Genomic DNA, 18,308 nt, shown 5'->3' on the forward strand with positions numbered 1-18,308 from the left:
GAGACCTGACCAGTCTGAGTCCTCTGCTGCCGACCCACCAGGTCAGTTCGTCGGCGACTCGTCCGCCCTCGGCATCAGAGAACTGTCGCCAGTCGACGCGGGAGTCTCCTCCCCCGTCGCCGACGCGGGAGGTTCTTCCCCCGCCGTCTCCCCCGCAACTGACACGGTAATGTCTTCTCCTGCCGCCGACGTATTCGCGGTCTTCGGATCCGAGGCGAGAAGGATGTTCACCCATTTCGCCTTCGGATCCGCGTCAACGAGCAGCGCCTTCAACAGCAGGGTCGCAGGCAGTGCCAGGAGTGCACCGAGCCATCCCAGCACCCACACCCAGAACAGCAGCGACAGGAAGGACACCAACGGCGTGACTCCGACCGACTCTCCTGTGAACTTCGGTTGGATGATCGATTGGATGACGAAGTTGAGCACGCTGTAGGCGATGACGACCCACAGTGCCGACTGCCACCCTCCGTCGACGAGCGCGAGCAGTGCTGGAGGGACGAGGCCGATGACGAAACCGATGTTCGGAATGTAGTTCGTCAGGAACGCGAGCACACCCCACACCCAGATCAGCGGCACATCGATGATCGCCAAGGCAATGACGTCGAGCAAAGCGACGATGAGGCCGAAGATCGTTGCCACGATCCAATAGCGTCGCACACCGCTGGCGAAGCTTCCCAGTGAAGCCGACAGCGAGGGTTTGACGTCAAGGAGCATCAGCATGCGTCTGTCGATGCCCATGGAGTCCATGGCCACGAAGAAGACCGCCATCACGACAGTGGTGAGCAGGCCTGCAACCATCGACACATTGGTCAACAGCGGATAGACGGCATCGATGAGAGATCTGACGTCGAACTGATTGAACTGCTGTTCGAGCACAGTGGAGGTGACGCCGATGTCGGACAGGAACACCAGAGCATTCTGATAGGTCGCGATGAGCTGTTGGCCGTAGCTGGGGATGAGGATCACCAGTTCGGCAACTGACCATGCCGTCAGCCCGAAGAAGCCGAAGATCATCACCAGCACGAGGATCACCGAGACACAGGCACCGATTGCACGTGGGACCTTCAGCCTGGTCAGGTACCTCTGCAGCGGATAGACGACGATGTAGAAGTTGAGTGCCAGAAACACTGGGGCGACGATGTCCTGAAGTCCTTTGAAGAACATCAGAGCATAGGCAAGACCGGCAATCGTCAGGGCGATTACCAGCACCCTGGCAGGCTGGCTCGCATGCCAGGGCCGCTGCTCGCGAGTCAGCTCCGACTGATGCTGCCGGAACTGAGGGTCATCGCTCACTCAGCGCCCTTTCCGCTTCTCCCTGATCCGCATCGACACCTCGATGGGGGTTCCCTTGAACCCGAACGTCTCGCGCAGACGCCTGATGATGAAACGACGATACCCCGGATCGAGGAAGCCGGAGGTGAAGAGCACGAATTTCGGCGGCCGAGACTGTGCCTGGGTCCCGAACAGGATCCTCGGCTGCTTGCCTCCACGCACCGGGTGGGGGTTCGCGGCGACGAGTTCCCCGAGGAATGCGTTGAGCCGTCCGGTCGGGATGCGCATATCCCACCCCTCCAGGGCGGTCTCCATGGCCGGGACGAGCTTTTCGGCATGGCGTCCGGTCTTCGCGGAGATGTTCACCCGCGGGGCCCAAGACACGTGCGCCAGGTCCCGTTCGATCTCACGTTCGAGGTAGTAGCGACGTTCGTCGTCAAGCAGATCCCATTTGTTGAACGCCAGCACCACGGCACGGCCAGCCTCGGCGGCCGTCGTGACGATGCGGACGTCCTGCTCACTCAGCGGTTCCTGGACCTCGAGGAGGACGAGGGCCAACTCGGCGCGCTCCAATGCCGTCTGCGTGCGCAGTGCCGCATAGAAGTCGGCACCGCTGGCCTGATGTGCACGACGGCGGATGCCTGCGGTGTCGACGAATCTCCACTGCTTGTCGCCGAGTTCGATGAGTTCGTCGACCGGGTCGCGGGTGGTGCCGGCGACATTGTCGACGAGCACACGGTCGGAGCCGATGAGCTGGTTGAGCAGCGATGATTTGCCGACATTGGGTCGGCCCACCAGTGCGATCCTCCGAGGCCCACCCTCGTCGATCCGGGTTTCGACGGCGGAGACCTCGGGCAGGATGTTCAGCACCTCGTCGAGGAGGTCAGCGACCCCGCGTCCGTGGAGTCCGGACACCGTCCACGGCTGTCCCAGGCCCAGGCCCCAGAGTTCGGCGGCCATGAGCTCGCCGCGTTCGTCATCGACCTTGTTCGCTGCGAGGATGACAGGCTTCTTCTTCTTTCGCAGCATCTTCACGATCAGCTCATCGGTCGCGGTCGGTCCGGTCGTCGCATCCACGACGAGGACCACAGCGTCGGCCATGTCGACTGCGACTTCGGACTGGATCGCGATGCGAGAGGCCATGCCCTTGGAATCCGAGTCCCATCCGCCGGTGTCGACGAGGGTGAAATCCTTCGTGTTCCATTCCGCCCGGTAGCTCACCCGGTCACGGGTGACTCCGGGAACGTCTTCGACCACGGCTTCGCGGCGGCCGAGAATCCTGTTGACCAGGGTCGATTTGCCCACATTGGGTCGACCGACGACAGCCAGGACAGGATCGGCCCCGCGGGTTTCCTCGGTTTCGTATTCGAAGCCGTAGGCGTCGAGCAGAGCCCGGTCCTCGTCTTCGAGGTCATAGCCTTCGAGCCCGGCTTCGAGAGCTGTCGCCCTCTTCTCGGCCTCCTCGTCGCTGATGCTCTCGAGACGTTCGGCCAGATGGTCATCGGGGTTCTCGTTGAATTCTGATTCAGTCATTGTGATTCCTTCACCAGTTTCAGCACCGTCTCGACCACCTGGTCGAAATCGATGTCACTGGTATCGAGTGTGTAGACGCCTGCGGAGGCTTCGAGGAAGCTTGTTGTCGCTGAGTCCTTGGCGTCACGGCCGGTGACCTGGGATTGGGTGGCGGCGAGAGCCTCGGCGTCGGCGCTTCCGTGGAGCTCCTTGGCCCGTCGGGCCACGCGCACCTCGTCACGAGCGGTCATCAGGATGCGGACCTCGGCATCCGGGGCCACGACGGTCGTGATGTCACGACCCTCGACGACAATGCCCTCAGGTGCGGCGGCGATGATGGTCCGCTGCATGTCGATGAGCTCTTCGCGGGCATCGACGACGGCAGACACGGTCTGCACGTTCTCCGACACCTCGGGTTCACGGATCTCCTGACTGACATCGATTCCGTCGACGGAGACGAAGAACTCGTCCGGATCGGTCGAGATCTCCAGATCGACCCCGCGCACCTGTTCGAGGACGTCGACCGGGTCGTTCACGCCCCGGTTCAGGCACAGCCAAGCCATCGCACGATACATGGCCCCCGTGTCGAGGTAGCGGTAGCCCAATCGGCGGGCCGTTTCCTTCGCGGTGCTCGACTTGCCGACCCCGCTGGGTCCGTCAATGGCGACGACGCTCATGCAATTCCCTCTTTCTCGATGGCGGATTCGGGAATCTGCCATCCCTTCGACAACAAACCGATTTCAAGTTCCTGCTGGGTGGCCGGCACCACCGAGACATCGACGATTCCCAGCTTCTGACCCGGAGCGTGGTCCATCCGGAAGTCCTCGACGTTGATGTTCAGGTCGCCGATGTCCTTGAACAATGTGGCCAGGGTTCCCGGAGTGTCGGGAATCAGGATCGTGACCACAGCATATGTGGTCGGAGCCTGCCCGTGCTTGCCCGGGATCCGATCGTGACCTTCGTTGCCCAACGCAATCGCCTTGGCCAGCGCACCCGTCGATCCCGGGCCCAGTTCCAAAGCGGTGATGACCTCATCGAGCTCGGTCCGCAGATCCTGCAGGACGGAGCGGACCTCCTCGGAGTTGCCGGCCAGGATCTGCGTCCACAGACGAGGATCGGAGGCGGCGATCCGAGTCACATCCCGCAGTCCCTGACCTGCCAGTGCGACCTCCTCCAGCGGCGCATGCCGCAGCTGAGAGGCGACCAGCGAGGAGATGACCTGCGGCACGTGTGAGACCTTCGCAACCGCGGCATCGTGGATGCGTGGATCAAGGTGGATGACAGAGGCACCGGTGGCTTCTGCCATGGCCACGACCTCGCCGAGGCGGTTGCGTGGTGTGTCCTCGTCCGAGCAGATCACCCATGGTCGGGCCGTGAACAGGTCCGACCGGGCAGCGATCGCTCCCGACTTCTCCCGACCCGCCATCGGGTGACACCCGATGTAACGGTCAAGTTCGCTGCCGTCGACACGTTCACGCACCGATTCGAGCAGTCGTGTCTTGACGCTTGCGACGTCCGTGACCGTCGCATGCGGGTAGTTCGCCAGAGCCGTTGCGATGGTCTGGGCCGCAACATCGGGTGGGGTGGCGACGACGACGATCTGCGGATCCTCGACATTGCTGCCTTCGGCCAGGACCGTTCCTGCACCCAGATCGGCCGCCAACTGCTGAGCCGTCGGTGAGGTGTCCTCGAGGCTGACCTGATACTTCTGTGCGCTCAGCGCCAGTCCGAGGCTTGCGCCCAGCAGACCGGTGCCGATGATGTGGATTCTCACAAGCCGACGGCCTCGAAGAGCTCGCCGATTTCGTCTGACCGCAGTGGGCGGATCTTGCCCTGCCTCTGTTCGTCCAATGTGATCGGACCGAATTTCGTGCGCACCAGACGCTCGACCGGGTTGCCGACCTCCTTGAGCAGTCGGCGCACGATCCGGTTGCGACCCGAATGCAGAGTCAGTTCGACCACGGACCGACCCGGCGTCGAATCCACGAGCTTGAACGCGTCAACCTTGACGAAGCCGTCGTCGAGGTCGATGCCGGCCTTGAGGCGGGAGCTGACGTCCTTGGCCAGCTGTCCTTTGACCTGGGCAAGGTAGGTCTTCGGGATCTCGTAGCGTGGGTGAGCCAGTCGGTTGCTCAGCTCCCCGTCGTTGGTCAGGAGGATCAGGCCTTCGGTCTCGGTGTCGAGTCGTCCGACGTGGAAGAGTCGTTCGACGCGGTTGTTGACGTAGTCCGCTAGGCAGGGTCGACCATCCGGGTCACTCATCGTCGACACGACACCTGCAGGCTTATTCAGCACCAGGTAGACCTTCGCAGTCTGTGTCGAAATTCTCACTGTGTCCACGTACACGGACTGGGTCTCAGGGTCGATTCGGGTGCCCAGCTCGGTCACCATGGAACCATCCACTTCAACCCGTCCGTCGAGGATCAGCTGCTCACATGCACGACGTGAGCCCAGGCCCGCCTCGGCGAGGATCTTTTGGAGTCTCACACCCCCGCTGACATGGGCATCCGACTTCTCGCCCGTGCCTGACGGCGAACGCTGGGAGGCCTTTGCAGAGGTGTTGGATCGCTGTTTTCGGGTCGGACGATTGTTGCGCCCGCCTGGCGCTCGGGGATCACGGTATGGACTCATAATCTCCATTCTCTCAAATCAATCGTCAACTCGTGACATCTCCTCGTCAAGATCGCCCAACTCTGACTCCGCGGAGGCCAGAACCTCGGAGTTGTCGGCACCCAGTTCGGCGAGGTCGGCGTCCTCGGGAAGGTACGGAGCGATCTCCGGCAGGTCGTCGATGCTGTTCATTCCCAGCGCGTCGAGGAACTGGTGCGTGGTGGTGTAGAGCAGCGCCGAGGTGGTCGCTTCCTTCCCCGCTTCGACGATGAGTCCACGCAGAAGCAGGGTGCGAATGACACCGTCGACGCTGACCCCGCGGACAGCGGCGATGCGCGGCCGTGAGATCGGCTGCCGGTAGGCGATGACGGCGAGGGTCTCGAGTGCGGCCTGGGACAGTTTCGCGCTCTGACCCGAGGTGAGGAAGTCCTTGACGATCTCGTGATAGTCACCGCGGGAGAAGATTCGGAAGCCTCCGGCGACCAGTCGGATCTCGAACCCGCGCTGCCTGCCGCCGTGTTCACCGTCGTAGTCGGCTTTGAGTTCGGCGATGGCATCAGTGATGGTGTCCTCATCGAGCCCGAGGGCAGTGGCCAGCTCATTCGCCGACACCGCGGAGTCACTGATCATGAGGACCGCTTCGATCCCGGCCAGAATTTCATCGTCGATCATGGCGATCCTCCTTCGTCTTCTGAGCGTTCGTCATTGTGGCCTTGGTCGGCTGTCGCATCACCGTCCCACTCCCCCTCTGTGCGCAGGTCCACACCGTCGTCGGTGGACTCGGTACGGGAGATGAACAGTGGCCCGAGCGGCTCCTCCTGCGAGAAGTCGCAGAGGCCGACCTTGAACAGTTCCAGCAGTGCCAGGAATCGGGCCACGACGACCAACGTGTTGTCGGAGGTGTCGAGGAGTCTCTGGAAGTCGAGGTCCCCGGACCGCAGCAGGCTGAGGATGTGGCCACGTTGTTCGGAGACGCTGACGAGGGGCAGGTGGATGTGGTCGACCGCGACGCTCGGGGGTGTGTGGTCGCGTTGGAGCACGGTCGCATAGAGTCCGGCCAGCTCGCCGGGGCCGATGTGGATCTCAAGCGGGGGCAGGACGTCCTGGAACTCGGCTTCGAGTCCGACGCTGCGCGGTACCCTGATCGATCCCGCGGCCATGGCGTCGGCGAAGAATCGGCTCACGGACTTATAGGCCCGGTACTGCAGGAGGCGGGCGAACAGAAGGTCGCGGGCCTCGAGCAGTTCGAGGTCGAGTTCCTCTTCCCCGTCCTCATTGGGCAGCAGGCGTGCCGTCTTGAGGTCAAGCAGAGTGGCAGCCACCAGCAGGAACTGAGAGATCTCGGCAAGGCTGGAACCGGCTTTGGCACCGGCTCGTTGTCTCAGACCGGTCGTGTAGGCGATGAACTCATCGGTCACCTCGGCGAGGGCGATCTCCGTGACGTCGAGACGACGTTTGGAGATCAGACCGAGGAGCAGGTCGAAGGGACCGGAGAAGTTCTCCAGTTCAACCTGGAACCCTTCACTGACGGTCTCGCTCAGGGTGCGCCTCCGCGGGCGATGAGCTCCCTGGCCAGGCGACGGTAGGCTTCCGAGCCTGCATGCTTGGGGGCGAAGCTCGTGATCGGTTCGGCCGCGACCGAGGCATCCGGGAATTTCACGGTGCGGTTGATGACCGTGTCGAAGACCTTGTCGTCGAAGGCCTCTGTCACACGTGACATGACCTCTTTCGAGTGGAGCGTGCGCGAGTCGAACATCGTGGCCAGGATCCCGTCGACGACGAGGGAGGGATTGAGCCTGTCCTGAATCTTCTCGATGGTCTCCACCAGCAGGGCGACGCCGCGCAATGCGAAGAACTCGGTTTCGAGCGGAATGATCACGCCGTGGGCTGCGGTCAGTGCGTTGACGGTGAGCAGGCCCAGGGAGGGCTGGCAGTCGATGAGGATGACATCGTATTCGTCGGCGACCTTCGACAGCACCCGCGACAGGATCTGCTCTCGGGCCACTTCGCCCACGAGCTGGACTTCGGCTGCGGAGAGGTCGATGTTGGCCGGGAGGATGTCGATGTTCTCGAAGTCGGTGCCGACGATGACCTCATGAGGATCCAGACGCGAATTCATCAACAGGTTGTAGACGCTGATGTCCAGGTCGTAGGGGTTCACTCCCAGACCGACCGACAGTGCGCCCTGTGGATCGAAGTCGACGAGCAGCATCTTGCGTCCGTAGGCGGCCAGAGAAGCGCCGAGGTTGATCGACGATGTCGTCTTGCCGACGCCGCCCTTCTGGTTGACCATCGCGATGATGCGGGCGGGCCCATGAGTGTCCAGCGGTGCTGGTTCGTCGAAGTCCTGCTGCTCTGGGGCAGTGGATTTCGACTTGGGAATATCCAACGCCTGTTGCGTATTCATCACTCGGATGGCCACCTTTCGTTGCTCTCTGCAGATAACCCTACCGCGCCCGGGGGTGCGAGGTCGCGTACACTTCCCGCAATGTTTCCTCTGACACCTTGGTATAGATCTGTGTGGTCGTGACTGACGCGTGTCCAAGCAGTTCTTGGACGACTCGGATATCGGCGCCGCCTTCGAGCAGGTGTGTCGCGAACGAGTGTCGGAACGTGTGCGGAGACACCTCGGCGTCAAGCCCCGCGTGCTCCCCCGCGTCCTTGACGATCTGCCACGCGCTCTGGCGTGACAGACGGGTCCCCCGCGCATTGAGGAACAGAGCACCGGCCGGGGCTGCTGTCCGTGCCTTCGCCGCCATGCTCGGGCGAGTCCGCGACACCCAGGCACCGAGTGCCCTGGAGGCGTGGGAGCCGAAGGGCACGATCCGTTCCTTGCCGCCTTTGCCATAGAGGCGCACAAGGCTGGTCTCGAGATCGAGGTCGTCGAGGTCGACACCTACCGCCTCGGAGATCCGTGCGCCTGTTGCGTAGAGCAGCTCCAGAAGTGCGGCCGCACGGATCTGCGCAGGCTCCTCGCCGGCGCTCGTGGACAACATCGCTTCGACATCGTCTAGGGACAGCGCCTTGGGCAGACGCAGCCCCTCCTGTGGCGGGCTGACCTCGGAGGCCGGATCCGTACCCGCCAGTCCCTCGCCGAGGGCGAAGCCGTGGAAACGGCGCACCGCGACGAGTGCTCGCGCACGGGTCCGCGGGGCCAGGCTCTCATCGAGCAGATGCAGAGCGAAGGCTTCGACATGCGTCCGGTCGACCTCGCCGAGGCGGTCGATCCCCTGCCCGTTGAGCCAGGTTCCGTACCTGGCCAGGTCGCGGGAGTAGGCATCGATGGAGTTCCGCGACAGTCCGCGCTCGAATCGCAGCGAATTCAAGTACGTTTCGAAGCCGCGGGCCAGAGACTGCGGCAGCTCCGGGAGCAGTTCGGCACCATGCCGGGCCATGGCTCAGACCTCAGGCTCGCGGTCGGTCTGAGGCGCCGGCGGCAGCTGGATCTGCGGTTGCACCGGCGGCTTCATCTCCACGGCCGTCGATGAGACGACGGGGCGCATCGACGCTGCGGGTCCGGGTGGGATTCCCGGCGGCTTCAGCACGCAGGATGCGGTCCACCTGCAGGATCGCCAGCTGCGCGATCGAGTTTGTGATCTCGCCCGCACTCACCGCGTCGAGCGCCTCATCGAGGCTGGCCCACCTGAAGGTGAAGCCCGCTTCCTCTTCGCTGCGTTCGTGTCGATCCTCGTCGGCGATGAGCTCAAAGTCCCTGGCCAGATACAGCCGGATCGATTCGCTGCTGCCGCCGGGGGTCAGGCAGGAGTCGGTGAGGACTTCCCAGCGTGCCGCCCGGAGATCAGCCTCCTCTGCCAGTTCACGCTGGGCGGCGGCGAAGGGATCTTCGCCGGGCACATCGAGAAGACCGGCTGGGACTTCCCAGAGCCTGGCCCGAACGGGATGACGGTACTGCTGGATGAGCAGGATCCTGCCCTGCTCATCCACGCACGCTATGGCCACAGCACCCGTGTGAGCCATCATGTCTCGAACCAGCCCAGTTGCCTCAGGCAGGTCGAAGGTCTCTCGCCGAATGTTCCAGACCGCTCCGTGGTAGACGACCTCGGATGCGGTGATGGTCGGCGTATAGGCCTCGTCATGCAGATCGCTCATGCGTGCCTTGCCTACTTCTGGGCCTTCAGCGCCGCTGCCACGAGTCCCGCGAAGAGCGGGTGAGGCCTGGTCGGGCGCGACTTGAGCTCGGGGTGAGCCTGGGTTGCGACGTAGAAGGGGTGCTCGGATTCCGGCAGCTCCACGAATTCCACGAGCTCTCCGCTGGGTGAGGTGCCCGAGAAGCGCAGACCAGCCTTGGCCAGCTCTTCCCGGTAGATGTTGTTGACCTCGTAGCGGTGGCGGTGGCGTTCGGTGATGAGGGTCGAGCCGTAGACTCCTGCCACGACGCTGCCCTCGTCCAGTTTCGCTTCATAGGTGCCCAAGCGCATGGTCCCGCCCAGGTCGCCTTCGCCTTCGACGATGGACAGCTGTTCGGCCATCGTCGCAATCACGGGGACCTTCGTATCGGGGTCGAACTCGGAGGATGAGGCCTCGTCGATTCCGGCCACATTGCGGGCGTACTCGATGACCATGCACTGCAGTCCCAGGCACAGGCCGAGGGTCGGAATGCCATTCGTCCGGGCGTATTCGAGGGCGCCGAGTTTGCCGTCGATGCCGCGGATGCCGAAGCCGCCGGGCACGCAGATCGCGTCGAGGCCGGACAGACGCTCCCGTGCCCCTTCTTCGGTGTCGCAGTCATCGGACTGGATCCACTCCACCTTGACCTTGGCGTTGTTGGCGAAACCGCCGTGACGCAGCGCCTCGGTGACCGACAGGTAGGCATCGGGGAGGTCGATGTACTTGCCGACGATGCCGATGCGCACATGGTGTTCGGGGTGGTGGACGCGTTCGAGTACCCAGTCCCACTTCGTCCAGTCGACGTCGCGGAAGGGAAGGTTGAGGCGACGGATCACGTAGACGTCGAGGCCCCCGTCGTAGAGGACCTTCGGAATGTTGTAGATGCTGGGTGCGTCCACGCAGGACACGACGGCATCGGACTCAACGTCGCATGAGGAGGCGATCTTCGTGCGGATCGAATCGGGCAGTGCACGGTCGGAGCGGAGCACGATCGCGTCGGGCTGGATGCCGATCGACCGCAGTGCCGCCACCGAGTGCTGGGTCGGCTTCGTCTTCAGCTCGCCGGAGGGCCCGAGGTAGGGCACGAGGGACACGTGGATGAAGAACACGTTGTCTCGGCCGATGTCGTGCCGGACCTGACGCGCGGCCTCGAGGAACGGCTGGGACTCAATGTCACCGACGGTTCCGCCGATCTCGGTGATGATCACATCGGGACGCTCGTCGACGGGACGTTCAGCCTGAGCCCGCATCCGCGACTTGATCTCGTCGGTGATGTGCGGGATGACCTGAACGGTGTCGCCGAGGTAGGCCCCGCGACGTTCCTTGGCGATGACCGAGGAGTAGACCTGCCCGGTCGTCACATTGGCCGCGCCGTCAAGATCGACGTCGAGGAAACGTTCGTAATGGCCGATGTCGAGGTCGGTCTCAGCACCGTCTTCGGTGACGAAGACCTCACCGTGCTGGAAGGGATTCATTGTTCCCGGATCCACATTGAGGTAGGGATCCAGCTTCTGCATTGCTACCGAGAGTCCGCGCTGAGTGAGCAGATGACCGAGGCTTGAAGCCGTCAGTCCCTTGCCCAACGAAGAGGCAACGCCTCCCGTGACGAAGATGTGTTTTGCCGTATTTGTGCCGCCTGGGCCAGTTCGATTCACCACGGGATTTGATCCTATCAAAGTCGGGCTCAGGAATCCGACGATTCGGCGACTTCGGCGTAGAGATCAAGCAGCGTCTCAGAGATCGCGGCCCCGTTGTTCACGTCGATGACGCGCTTCTTCGCGGCTACAGCCTGTGTTCCGCGTCCGGCAGGGTCGTCGAGAAGATGATTGATCTCACTCAGAAGTGCGTCCGTGTCGTCGGCTGCGACGGTCCTTGCCGCGGCACCCCAAATGCCTGCGCGTCTCGGGTTGCCGATGAAGACCGCCGGCTTCGACAGCTGCATGAGGTCTTCATGGCTAAGTCCGGTCATGGTCTCGCTGGCGATGACGACGTCCGCGGCGGCTGCCACGTCGACGAGGTCTCCGGCCGGGGCGACGATGACTCCGCGATCAGAGAACGCGGACTCAATCGTGCTCCGGTCTTTGCCGGTGCCTGTGAGCACCGTGACGACGGGACGGCCGGGCCGCTTCGTGTTGATCTGGTCCGCAGCATCGAGGACCGTGGCCAAAGCTGTGTGGTCACGCAGGGCAATGGGGCTGGCGACCATCCATGTGCCCTCTTGCACGCCGAGTTCCCGGCGCACCTGTGCCCGCGGTGTCCTGATGGTGAGGTCGACGTCGATGTCCGGGTGGACGAGCTCCGCGCGTTCGACGATGGGGACCTTCTCACCGAAGTAGTCGACGACCGGTTCCGTGGTGCCCAGAATTGCGGTCGCGGTGCGGCCTACGATCTCCGCACCGGTCTTCTCGATGACGCCGGCCGCGTCGAAGGACTCGATCGTCGCAACGATCTTCGGATGCAGTCTGGCCGGGAGGCCGGTGAAGGCGAGCCCGGCGAGAGTCGCAGCATGCAGGCCGTGAGCGTGGACGATGTCCACGTGCTGGTAGTGCTTGTGCAGAGTGAACGCGGTATTGGGATCTGCCAAGGAAAAGCGTCGTCGGGCTGCCAGCTCGATCTCGCGGAAATTGTCCGCCAGTTCCTCGGGAACGCCGAACGTGCCCAGCAGCGAACGGTGGGCGGCGACCGCAACTTTGAAGCCGGCGCGCAGATGCCCGAGCACCGCGAGTTTCGCCACCTCGACGACGGGACCCGTGGTTTCGGCGAGTACATGCAGAATCCTCGTGTCTTCGCTGAGTGGGTGGACCTCGCCGGATTCGCTCATTTCCTCATCCTTTTCATTAGATCGACGCTGCTTCTACCCTACCTGGGAGGGCATGAGTTCCGTGTATATGCTCACCAGTTCTTTGGCCACGTCCCTCTCATCGGGAAGTTGTGATCCGCGGGCCTGGGCGCGCGCGGCCAGATCGGCCCTGCGAGCGGGATCAGCGGCCAGTTCACCGATGGCTGCGGCAAGGGCCGTATCGTCATCGTCGTCGATGAGAATACCCGCATCACCGACGAGTTCGGCGCTCCCACCGGTGTTGGTGGCGATGATGGCCTGCCCGGAGATCAGTGCCTCCTGCAGCACCAGTGCACGGGCTTCCCACACGCTGGTGAGGACGTAGAGATCGGCCGCCGAGTTGAGCGCGGCGATATCGTCTCGAGGACCGAGGAAATGCAGAGCAGGCACCGCCGAGGTGGCGGCGAGGTCCTCGTACTGAGAACGGACTTCGTCGAGGACGCTCTGGTCTGCGGCTCCCGCAATGAGGAAGACGAGTTCGGGTGCCTGAGGCTCAGATGACGCGGTCGCGCCGAGGTGGCCCAACGCCCGGACGAGCATCGGATAGTTCTTCTGCGGTGCGATACGACCGACGGACAGCACGATCACGGCATCCTCTTCGAACCCGAACTCCTCGGTCAGTGCCGCACGGGTGGCAACGGCCGCCTCGGCGGGGATCTCGTGGACCTCCGGTGCTGCGGCGGGCAGGAACCGGGCGTCGCGGGCGCCGAGGTCATGGGCCCGGATCACGAGGTCGGTGCTGGCCCCCAGTGTCAGGTCCGCTCCCTTGGCCAGCAGAGTCTCGATGCCGGTTTCGACTGTGCCGCGCAGTCCTTGGCCACTGGCCCGGTTGTGCAGGCTGATGATGGAGCTGGGGCGGTGCCGGGGGCGCAGGGTGCGCGAGGCGAGGAGAGCGATGAAGCCAGCGCGGAAGCCGTGAGCGTGGACGATATCGGGTCCGAAGCTGCGGATCGCACGTCGGAGGCGGATGATCAGGGCCGCATCCTGGGCACCGATCCCGGTTCCCATGTCGAGTGCGGCGAACCGGACGCCGGGCAGCGAGGAGAAGCCGAAGTGCTCGTCGGTCTGGGCCGGTCCGATGACCCCGATTTCATGGCCGGCGGCGGCCACGTCCCGAGCCAGGGCCCGCACATGTGTGCCGACTCCCCCTGTCGATGTTCCGAGCACGTAGACGATTCTCATCTCTCATCCTCATTCTTTCTCGCAGGGGTCGGCCCGGCGGGCGGATCTGCTGTGGGTCTCTGATCGGGACCACCTCGGCGGTTCGACAGCAGACTGCGAACCTCGGTGAGGTAGCTGCGGTCGAATGCGATGATGGCGATGAATATCGCACACCCGACGAGCGCGGAGATCACGCCGTTGGCCACCGAGGGCCATGCGTCGGTGCCGAAGAAGCCGGCCAACCACTGCGTGACGACGATGCCTGCGGTGGAGGCCACCGTCGCAGCCAGCAGAGACAGCAGGCTACGGCGCAGAATTCTCTGCAGACCTGCGGCTCCCAGCACTCGACGCATCGAGATGAGCAGCGACAGACCCGCCACGCTCATGCCGAGGACATAGCCGATGCAGATCGCCACCAGGGTCCGCCCCGGATCTCCGGCGGCGTCGGTGACCAGGATCGCAAGCACCATTCCAACGATGACGAGGAGCCACCCCGCCGTTGTCGCCGCTGCCGAGTATCGGGAGCGTTCCATGGCGTAGAAGACGCGTGTGCCCCAGGCGACGAAGGACCAGCCGGGAACGGCGAGGGCTATGACCATGATGGCCTGACTCATCGAAGCAAAGGGCACGTCCGTGTGGTCTCCGGCTGCATCGATGGCGGTGAAGAAGGTCTCCAGTGAGGCTGCGGCGCTCATCAGGATCACCGTGCCCAGCAGCCCGATGCTGATGATCACGGCCGAGGTGGTCGAGGTCAGCTGGTGGAGTCGGACCTGTGCCGCTTCGCGATCCTCGGGACTCGATTCGGGGTCGGTGGTTCTCCCCACCCACCCGGACAGCGCGGGGAACATCACCGTTGCCACAGTCACCGCAAGGACCGCATAGGGCAGGAGATAGACCGCGTTGACGTAGCTGAAGAGGACGAAGGTGCCCTTGCCGCCGGACTGGTTCGACAGCATCAGGGTCACCAGCACGGCGCCCTGCTGGGCCAGCAGAGCCGCCATGCCCGCACCGGCCAGGCGCAGTGCCCGGTGTGCGACTCCGTGTGGGAAGGTCCAGGTGGGTGAGATCTTCAGACCGGTCGAACGCATCGGCAGGGCCAGCGGCAGTGCGAGGGCCGCAACACCGATGGTGGTGCCCCAACCGAGCCAGCCGATATGGGACCGCCACGTCTCATCGGTGCCGCCGATCGTCTCGTAGGCGATGTAGCAGCCGATGACGACGAGGCTGGAGAGCAACGGCGCGAAGGCCGGCCAGAGGAACTTCCGATGTGCCTGGAGCACACCGGTGAGGACGGCGCCGATGCCGTAGAGGACGAGTTGGGGCGCGAACATCAGCAGGAAGATCGCTGTCGCCGCCTGTTCCTCCGCACCGTCTTTGATGAGCAGATGGGCGATCGGGTCGGCGAAGACGGCCAGAACGATACTGATCGGCAGAGTCACGGACACGGCCCAGGTCAGAAGCGCCGAGGCGATCTTGCCGGCCGTCTCCTTGTCCGACCTGGCCAGCGGTATCGCCAACAGCGGAATGATGGCACCGGCCAGGGCACCGCCGGCGACAACCTCGAAGAGGATGTTCGGCACCTGGTTCGCCGATTGATAAGCGGTGCCGACGGTGCCGGCTCCCACCGTGGGAGAGAACACCAGCCACCGGAGGAAGCCGACGAGTCGGGTGGCAAGAGTGACGACCGAGACGAGCAGCGCCGCAGAGGCGAAGACTCGAACCAGCTTACTCACACGGTCTCGCGTCCGAAGGCGTCGATCTCACGCAGTCCGGGGGTGGATTCGATGATCGAGGTGAACGAGACCTTCTCACTCAGCAGGGTGAGACCGACCAGGCCGGACAGCAGCAGGCGACGCTGCGTGGCCGTCGAATTCTCAGCGACGATCGTGCCCAATGCGGCTCCGAGGGCGTTGGCACCGGTGTCACCGAGCATCGCCGCACCGTCGAGATCGTCTGGCCACGCCGCCGCACTGGACCCGGCGATGGCCGCGCTGGGCGCCCAGGTCAGGCCGTGCTTGTGTGGCATGAAGGCCAGCGTCAGCAGGCCCGCTTTGAGTGCGCGTCCGGGGCGCAGGTCGAGCAGATTGAACAGGTTCGCTGTGCCGGCGATGACTCCCCCGGTGACGACGACGTCGACCGTGGACCCCAACCAGGTCTGGCCCGCGGTCGTTGCCCTCGACGAGAACAGCCCGTGGCTGCTTCTGCCGGTCCGCAGAATCGTCGCGGCGGCGATCGAGGCCAGGGGAATTCCGATGACCTTGATCCCGCCGGTCGTGATCTGACCATGGGCCAGGGCGCTGAGGTGGCCGCGCAGACCCTTCGAGCCCCCGGATTCGAGGAAGTCATCAACCGCGCCCAGACCGCCGGCGACGGTGGTCACCAGCAGGGTCGCAGCGCGTTGTCGTGGTGCTTCGATGAGGAGGCTGCCTGCGACCAGTCCCGCGGTGACCGCGGGTCCTTCGACGAGCGAGACGTCATGGCCGGCATGGTTCGTGCGCACGACCCTCTCGTGTGTGCGCAGCTTCGAGGTCAGGATTGCCCTGGTCGCCGTGTACCCGAGGAGGCCGGCGACGGCGGAGCTGACGAGTGAGCGGATCATCTCAGTCCTTCCCTGGCATGATCTCTTCGGCATCATCGGAGAAGCCGTAGTGGCCGTGGGTCCCGGCCTCGCCTGCGGCAAGCGCCCGGACGGTGATGACCGCACCTGCCCCCAGTCCGAGTCCGTCGACGGTGCTGGCCCGCGATTTCTCGGTCCGGAGGACCGAGACGAGCCCGTTCTGGGCCGAGCCGGCGTCTCCTGCCACGACCACGGACGTCGACTCCGATGTCAGCGAATTGATGAAGTCGGTGATGAGGATGCGTGTGGCTTTGTCGTCGGTGGCCTCAGGGCTGGGCTTTGTGTCGTCGGCGAGCGTCGAGTTCTGGTCGTCGATGACGACGAAGAGCGGGGTCGGCTTGTGGTCGGTGTCGGTGCGCAGGCGACCCGCATCGACGAAGGCGTCGAAGAGTGCGGAGGATTTCTTCTCTGCCGCGACGCGATCCTTGCCCTTTTCGAGCATCGAGGCGTTGCCGGTCAGTGCGATGACGAGCGCGGATCGCATCGCTGTGGAATCGTCTTTGGGCAGGCTCGGCACAAGGTCTCGCAGGGTCGTGAGGAAGGCTGTGGAGTCGGCCAGTGACAGAGTGTTGTCCACGAAGGAGACGTCGCCGCCGATCGTCCCGCCGGCTTCCTTGATTCGGTTGGTGATCTCTTCAACCTGTTCGGAGTCGGCCTTCGGGGCGCTGATGATGCTGACGTCCTTGCCCTTCAACGTGTCGCCGATGAGCTCGGGGGCCGCGGAGGTCACGAAGTCGTTCTGCTTGTCGATATTGCCGTTGGCTGCCTCGATCTTCGCGCGCAGATCGTCGCGGTCTGCACGCAGTGAGTCGACCTGGCTCTGCAGCGACTCTCCGATCGGCTCCTTCAGGGGTCCAGCGCCCAGCACGATTCCCACGGCCAGGGCGAGAAACACCGAGACGAGAGAGACAAGATGGTAACGAAAATCAATCACTGGTCAGTCCTTGAAAGATGCTGGCGGATTCTAACGATGCAGCAGGGTCGCCGCCGAACAGGGAGCCGAACCATCCGAAGACTCCGTCGAGTTGGGCTCCGATGAGCCCGATGAGGGTCTGTCCGGCCGCGGTCGCAAACAGGGCCACGCCGAGTGCGACGAGACCTGCGATGATCAGGACGCTCAGCTGCAGGCTGGAGATCCTCTGTCGGTACAGCAGCGAGACGCCTTTGGCGTCGATGAGCTTCGAGCCCACCCGCAATCGCGTGATGAATGTCGAGGCCATGCCCTTGCGGCCCTTGTCGAGGAACTCCATGACGGTGTCGTGTGTGCCCACGGCCACGATCAGGCTGGCACCCTTATCGTCGGCGAGGAGCATCGCGATGTCCTCACTGGTGCCCGAGGCCGCGAAGGCCACACAGTCGACGCCCAGGGAATGGACGCGCTCAGTTCCGGGCGCGTTTCCGTCCCGGTAGGCGTGGACGACGATCTCCGCGCCGGAGGTCAGCGCGGTGTCGGAGACCGAGTCCATGTCCCCGACGATCATGTCGGGTTTGTATCCGGCTTCGATGATGGCGTCGGCTCCACCGTCGACGCCGACGAGGAGCGGGCGATATTCTCGAATGTAGGAGCCGAGGATCGCGAGGTCCTCTTTGTAGTGGTAGCCGCGGACGACGATGAGGACGTGTCGGTCCTCGAACTTCGTGGCTACCTCGGGGACGACGAGTTCGGCCGAGAGCAGGTCTGAGTCTTTGCGGATGTATTCGATCGTGTTGTCGACGAAGTCCACGAGCACGGAGTTCATTCCGGCTTCGGCTTCGTGCATGTCCTCCGCGATCGTCTCCGAGGTCTGGACGATGCCGGTGGCGATCTCTGTCTCGTCGAGGAAGACCGTGTCGTCGGCAATGCTGATCTGGGAGTTCTCCTCGACTAAGTCGAAGATCTCCGGACCGGTGGCGTCGATGAGAGGGATTCCGGCGTCGATGATGATTCCCGGTCCCAGGTTGGGGTACCGGCCGGAGATCGACTTGTCCGCGTTGATGACTGCGGCGGGTTTGCAGCCAACGAGTGCTTCGGCGGAGATCCGGTCGATGTCGGCGTGTTTGATGACCGCGATATCGCCTGCGCTCAAACGCTTGGTGAGGTCTTTCGTCCGGCGATCGAGCCTGGCTGGAGCCGGGCCTGACCTGGTCGGGACTGTGGGCTTCTCCCGGGTTCTACGCGCTTTCATGGTT

Annotated in this window: 17 protein-coding genes; all 17 read right to left on the reverse strand. The window is 63.9% G+C overall.

Features of this window, described 5'->3' with window-relative positions; genetic code table 11:
- Positions 1-42 precede the first annotated feature (42 nt).
- The gene (locus AAFP32_RS09925; protein WP_350268995.1) at positions 43-1,293 is read right to left on the reverse strand and encodes an AI-2E family transporter; all 1,251 of its coding nucleotides are present in this window, start codon (positions 1,291-1,293) and stop codon (positions 43-45) included.
- The gene (der, locus tag AAFP32_RS09930) at positions 1,294-2,805 is read right to left on the reverse strand and encodes a ribosome biogenesis GTPase Der (RefSeq protein WP_350268996.1); all 1,512 of its coding nucleotides are present in this window, start codon (positions 2,803-2,805) and stop codon (positions 1,294-1,296) included.
- On the reverse strand, positions 2,802-3,461 hold the full coding sequence (cmk, locus tag AAFP32_RS09935; RefSeq protein ID WP_350268997.1) for a (d)CMP kinase: 660 nt from the start codon (positions 3,459-3,461) through the stop codon (positions 2,802-2,804). The genes der and cmk overlap by 4 nt, the downstream gene beginning before the upstream one ends.
- A complete protein-coding gene (locus AAFP32_RS09940; RefSeq protein ID WP_350268998.1) occupies positions 3,458-4,558 on the reverse strand; it encodes a prephenate dehydrogenase in 1,101 nt (366 codons plus the stop codon). Before AAFP32_RS09940 ends, cmk begins: the two co-directional genes overlap by 4 nt.
- Positions 4,555-5,415: a pseudouridine synthase gene (locus AAFP32_RS09945; protein WP_350268999.1), complete on the reverse strand. Its 861-nt coding sequence runs from the start codon at positions 5,413-5,415 to the stop codon at positions 4,555-4,557. Before AAFP32_RS09945 ends, AAFP32_RS09940 begins: the two co-directional genes overlap by 4 nt.
- Positions 5,416-5,433: 18 nt before the next feature.
- Positions 5,434-6,066: an SMC-Scp complex subunit ScpB gene (gene scpB / locus AAFP32_RS09950; protein ID WP_101618423.1), complete on the reverse strand. Its 633-nt coding sequence runs from the start codon at positions 6,064-6,066 to the stop codon at positions 5,434-5,436.
- Entirely contained in the window at positions 6,063-6,812 is a 750-nt protein-coding gene (locus AAFP32_RS09955) for a ScpA family protein (RefSeq protein WP_350269000.1), read from the reverse strand. The genes scpB and AAFP32_RS09955 overlap by 4 nt, the downstream gene beginning before the upstream one ends.
- A 119-nt stretch (positions 6,813-6,931) precedes the next feature.
- Positions 6,932-7,801, reverse strand: coding sequence for a ParA family protein (locus AAFP32_RS09960; RefSeq protein WP_101618421.1), 870 nt, complete (start codon positions 7,799-7,801; stop codon positions 6,932-6,934).
- Between the two features lie 40 nt (positions 7,802-7,841).
- Complete coding sequence (gene xerD, locus AAFP32_RS09965; RefSeq protein WP_350269001.1) at positions 7,842-8,789, reverse strand: site-specific tyrosine recombinase XerD; 948 nt, start codon at positions 8,787-8,789, stop codon at positions 7,842-7,844.
- A 10-nt stretch (positions 8,790-8,799) separates the two neighbouring features.
- On the reverse strand, positions 8,800-9,504 hold the full coding sequence (locus AAFP32_RS09970) for an NUDIX hydrolase (RefSeq protein ID WP_350269002.1): 705 nt from the start codon (positions 9,502-9,504) through the stop codon (positions 8,800-8,802).
- 11 nt (positions 9,505-9,515) lie between these two features.
- Entirely contained in the window at positions 9,516-11,198 is a 1,683-nt protein-coding gene (locus AAFP32_RS09975) for a CTP synthase (RefSeq protein ID WP_420883371.1), read from the reverse strand.
- An 8-nt stretch (positions 11,199-11,206) separates the two neighbouring features.
- Positions 11,207-12,343: a group 1 glycosyl transferase gene (locus AAFP32_RS09980; RefSeq protein ID WP_350269004.1), complete on the reverse strand. Its 1,137-nt coding sequence runs from the start codon at positions 12,341-12,343 to the stop codon at positions 11,207-11,209.
- A gap of 33 nt (positions 12,344-12,376) precedes the next feature.
- Complete coding sequence (locus AAFP32_RS09985; RefSeq protein ID WP_350269005.1) at positions 12,377-13,543, reverse strand: glycosyltransferase; 1,167 nt, start codon at positions 13,541-13,543, stop codon at positions 12,377-12,379.
- A complete protein-coding gene (gene murJ / locus AAFP32_RS09990; protein WP_350269006.1) occupies positions 13,540-15,255 on the reverse strand; it encodes a murein biosynthesis integral membrane protein MurJ in 1,716 nt (571 codons plus the stop codon). The genes AAFP32_RS09985 and murJ overlap by 4 nt, the downstream gene beginning before the upstream one ends.
- Positions 15,252-16,121, reverse strand: coding sequence for a hypothetical protein (locus tag AAFP32_RS09995; RefSeq protein ID WP_350269007.1), 870 nt, complete (start codon positions 16,119-16,121; stop codon positions 15,252-15,254). The genes murJ and AAFP32_RS09995 overlap by 4 nt, the downstream gene beginning before the upstream one ends.
- Position 16,122: 1 nt before the next feature.
- Entirely contained in the window at positions 16,123-17,073 is a 951-nt protein-coding gene (locus AAFP32_RS10000) for a copper transporter (protein ID WP_350269008.1), read from the reverse strand.
- Entirely contained in the window at positions 17,066-18,304 is a 1,239-nt protein-coding gene (steA, locus tag AAFP32_RS10005; protein ID WP_350269009.1) for a putative cytokinetic ring protein SteA, read from the reverse strand. The genes AAFP32_RS10000 and steA overlap by 8 nt, the downstream gene beginning before the upstream one ends.
- Positions 18,305-18,308: the final 4 nt, after the last annotated feature.

Source organism: Brevibacterium sp. CBA3109 (assembly GCF_040256645.1).
GTDB classification, from domain to species: domain Bacteria; phylum Actinomycetota; class Actinomycetes; order Actinomycetales; family Brevibacteriaceae; genus Brevibacterium; species Brevibacterium koreense.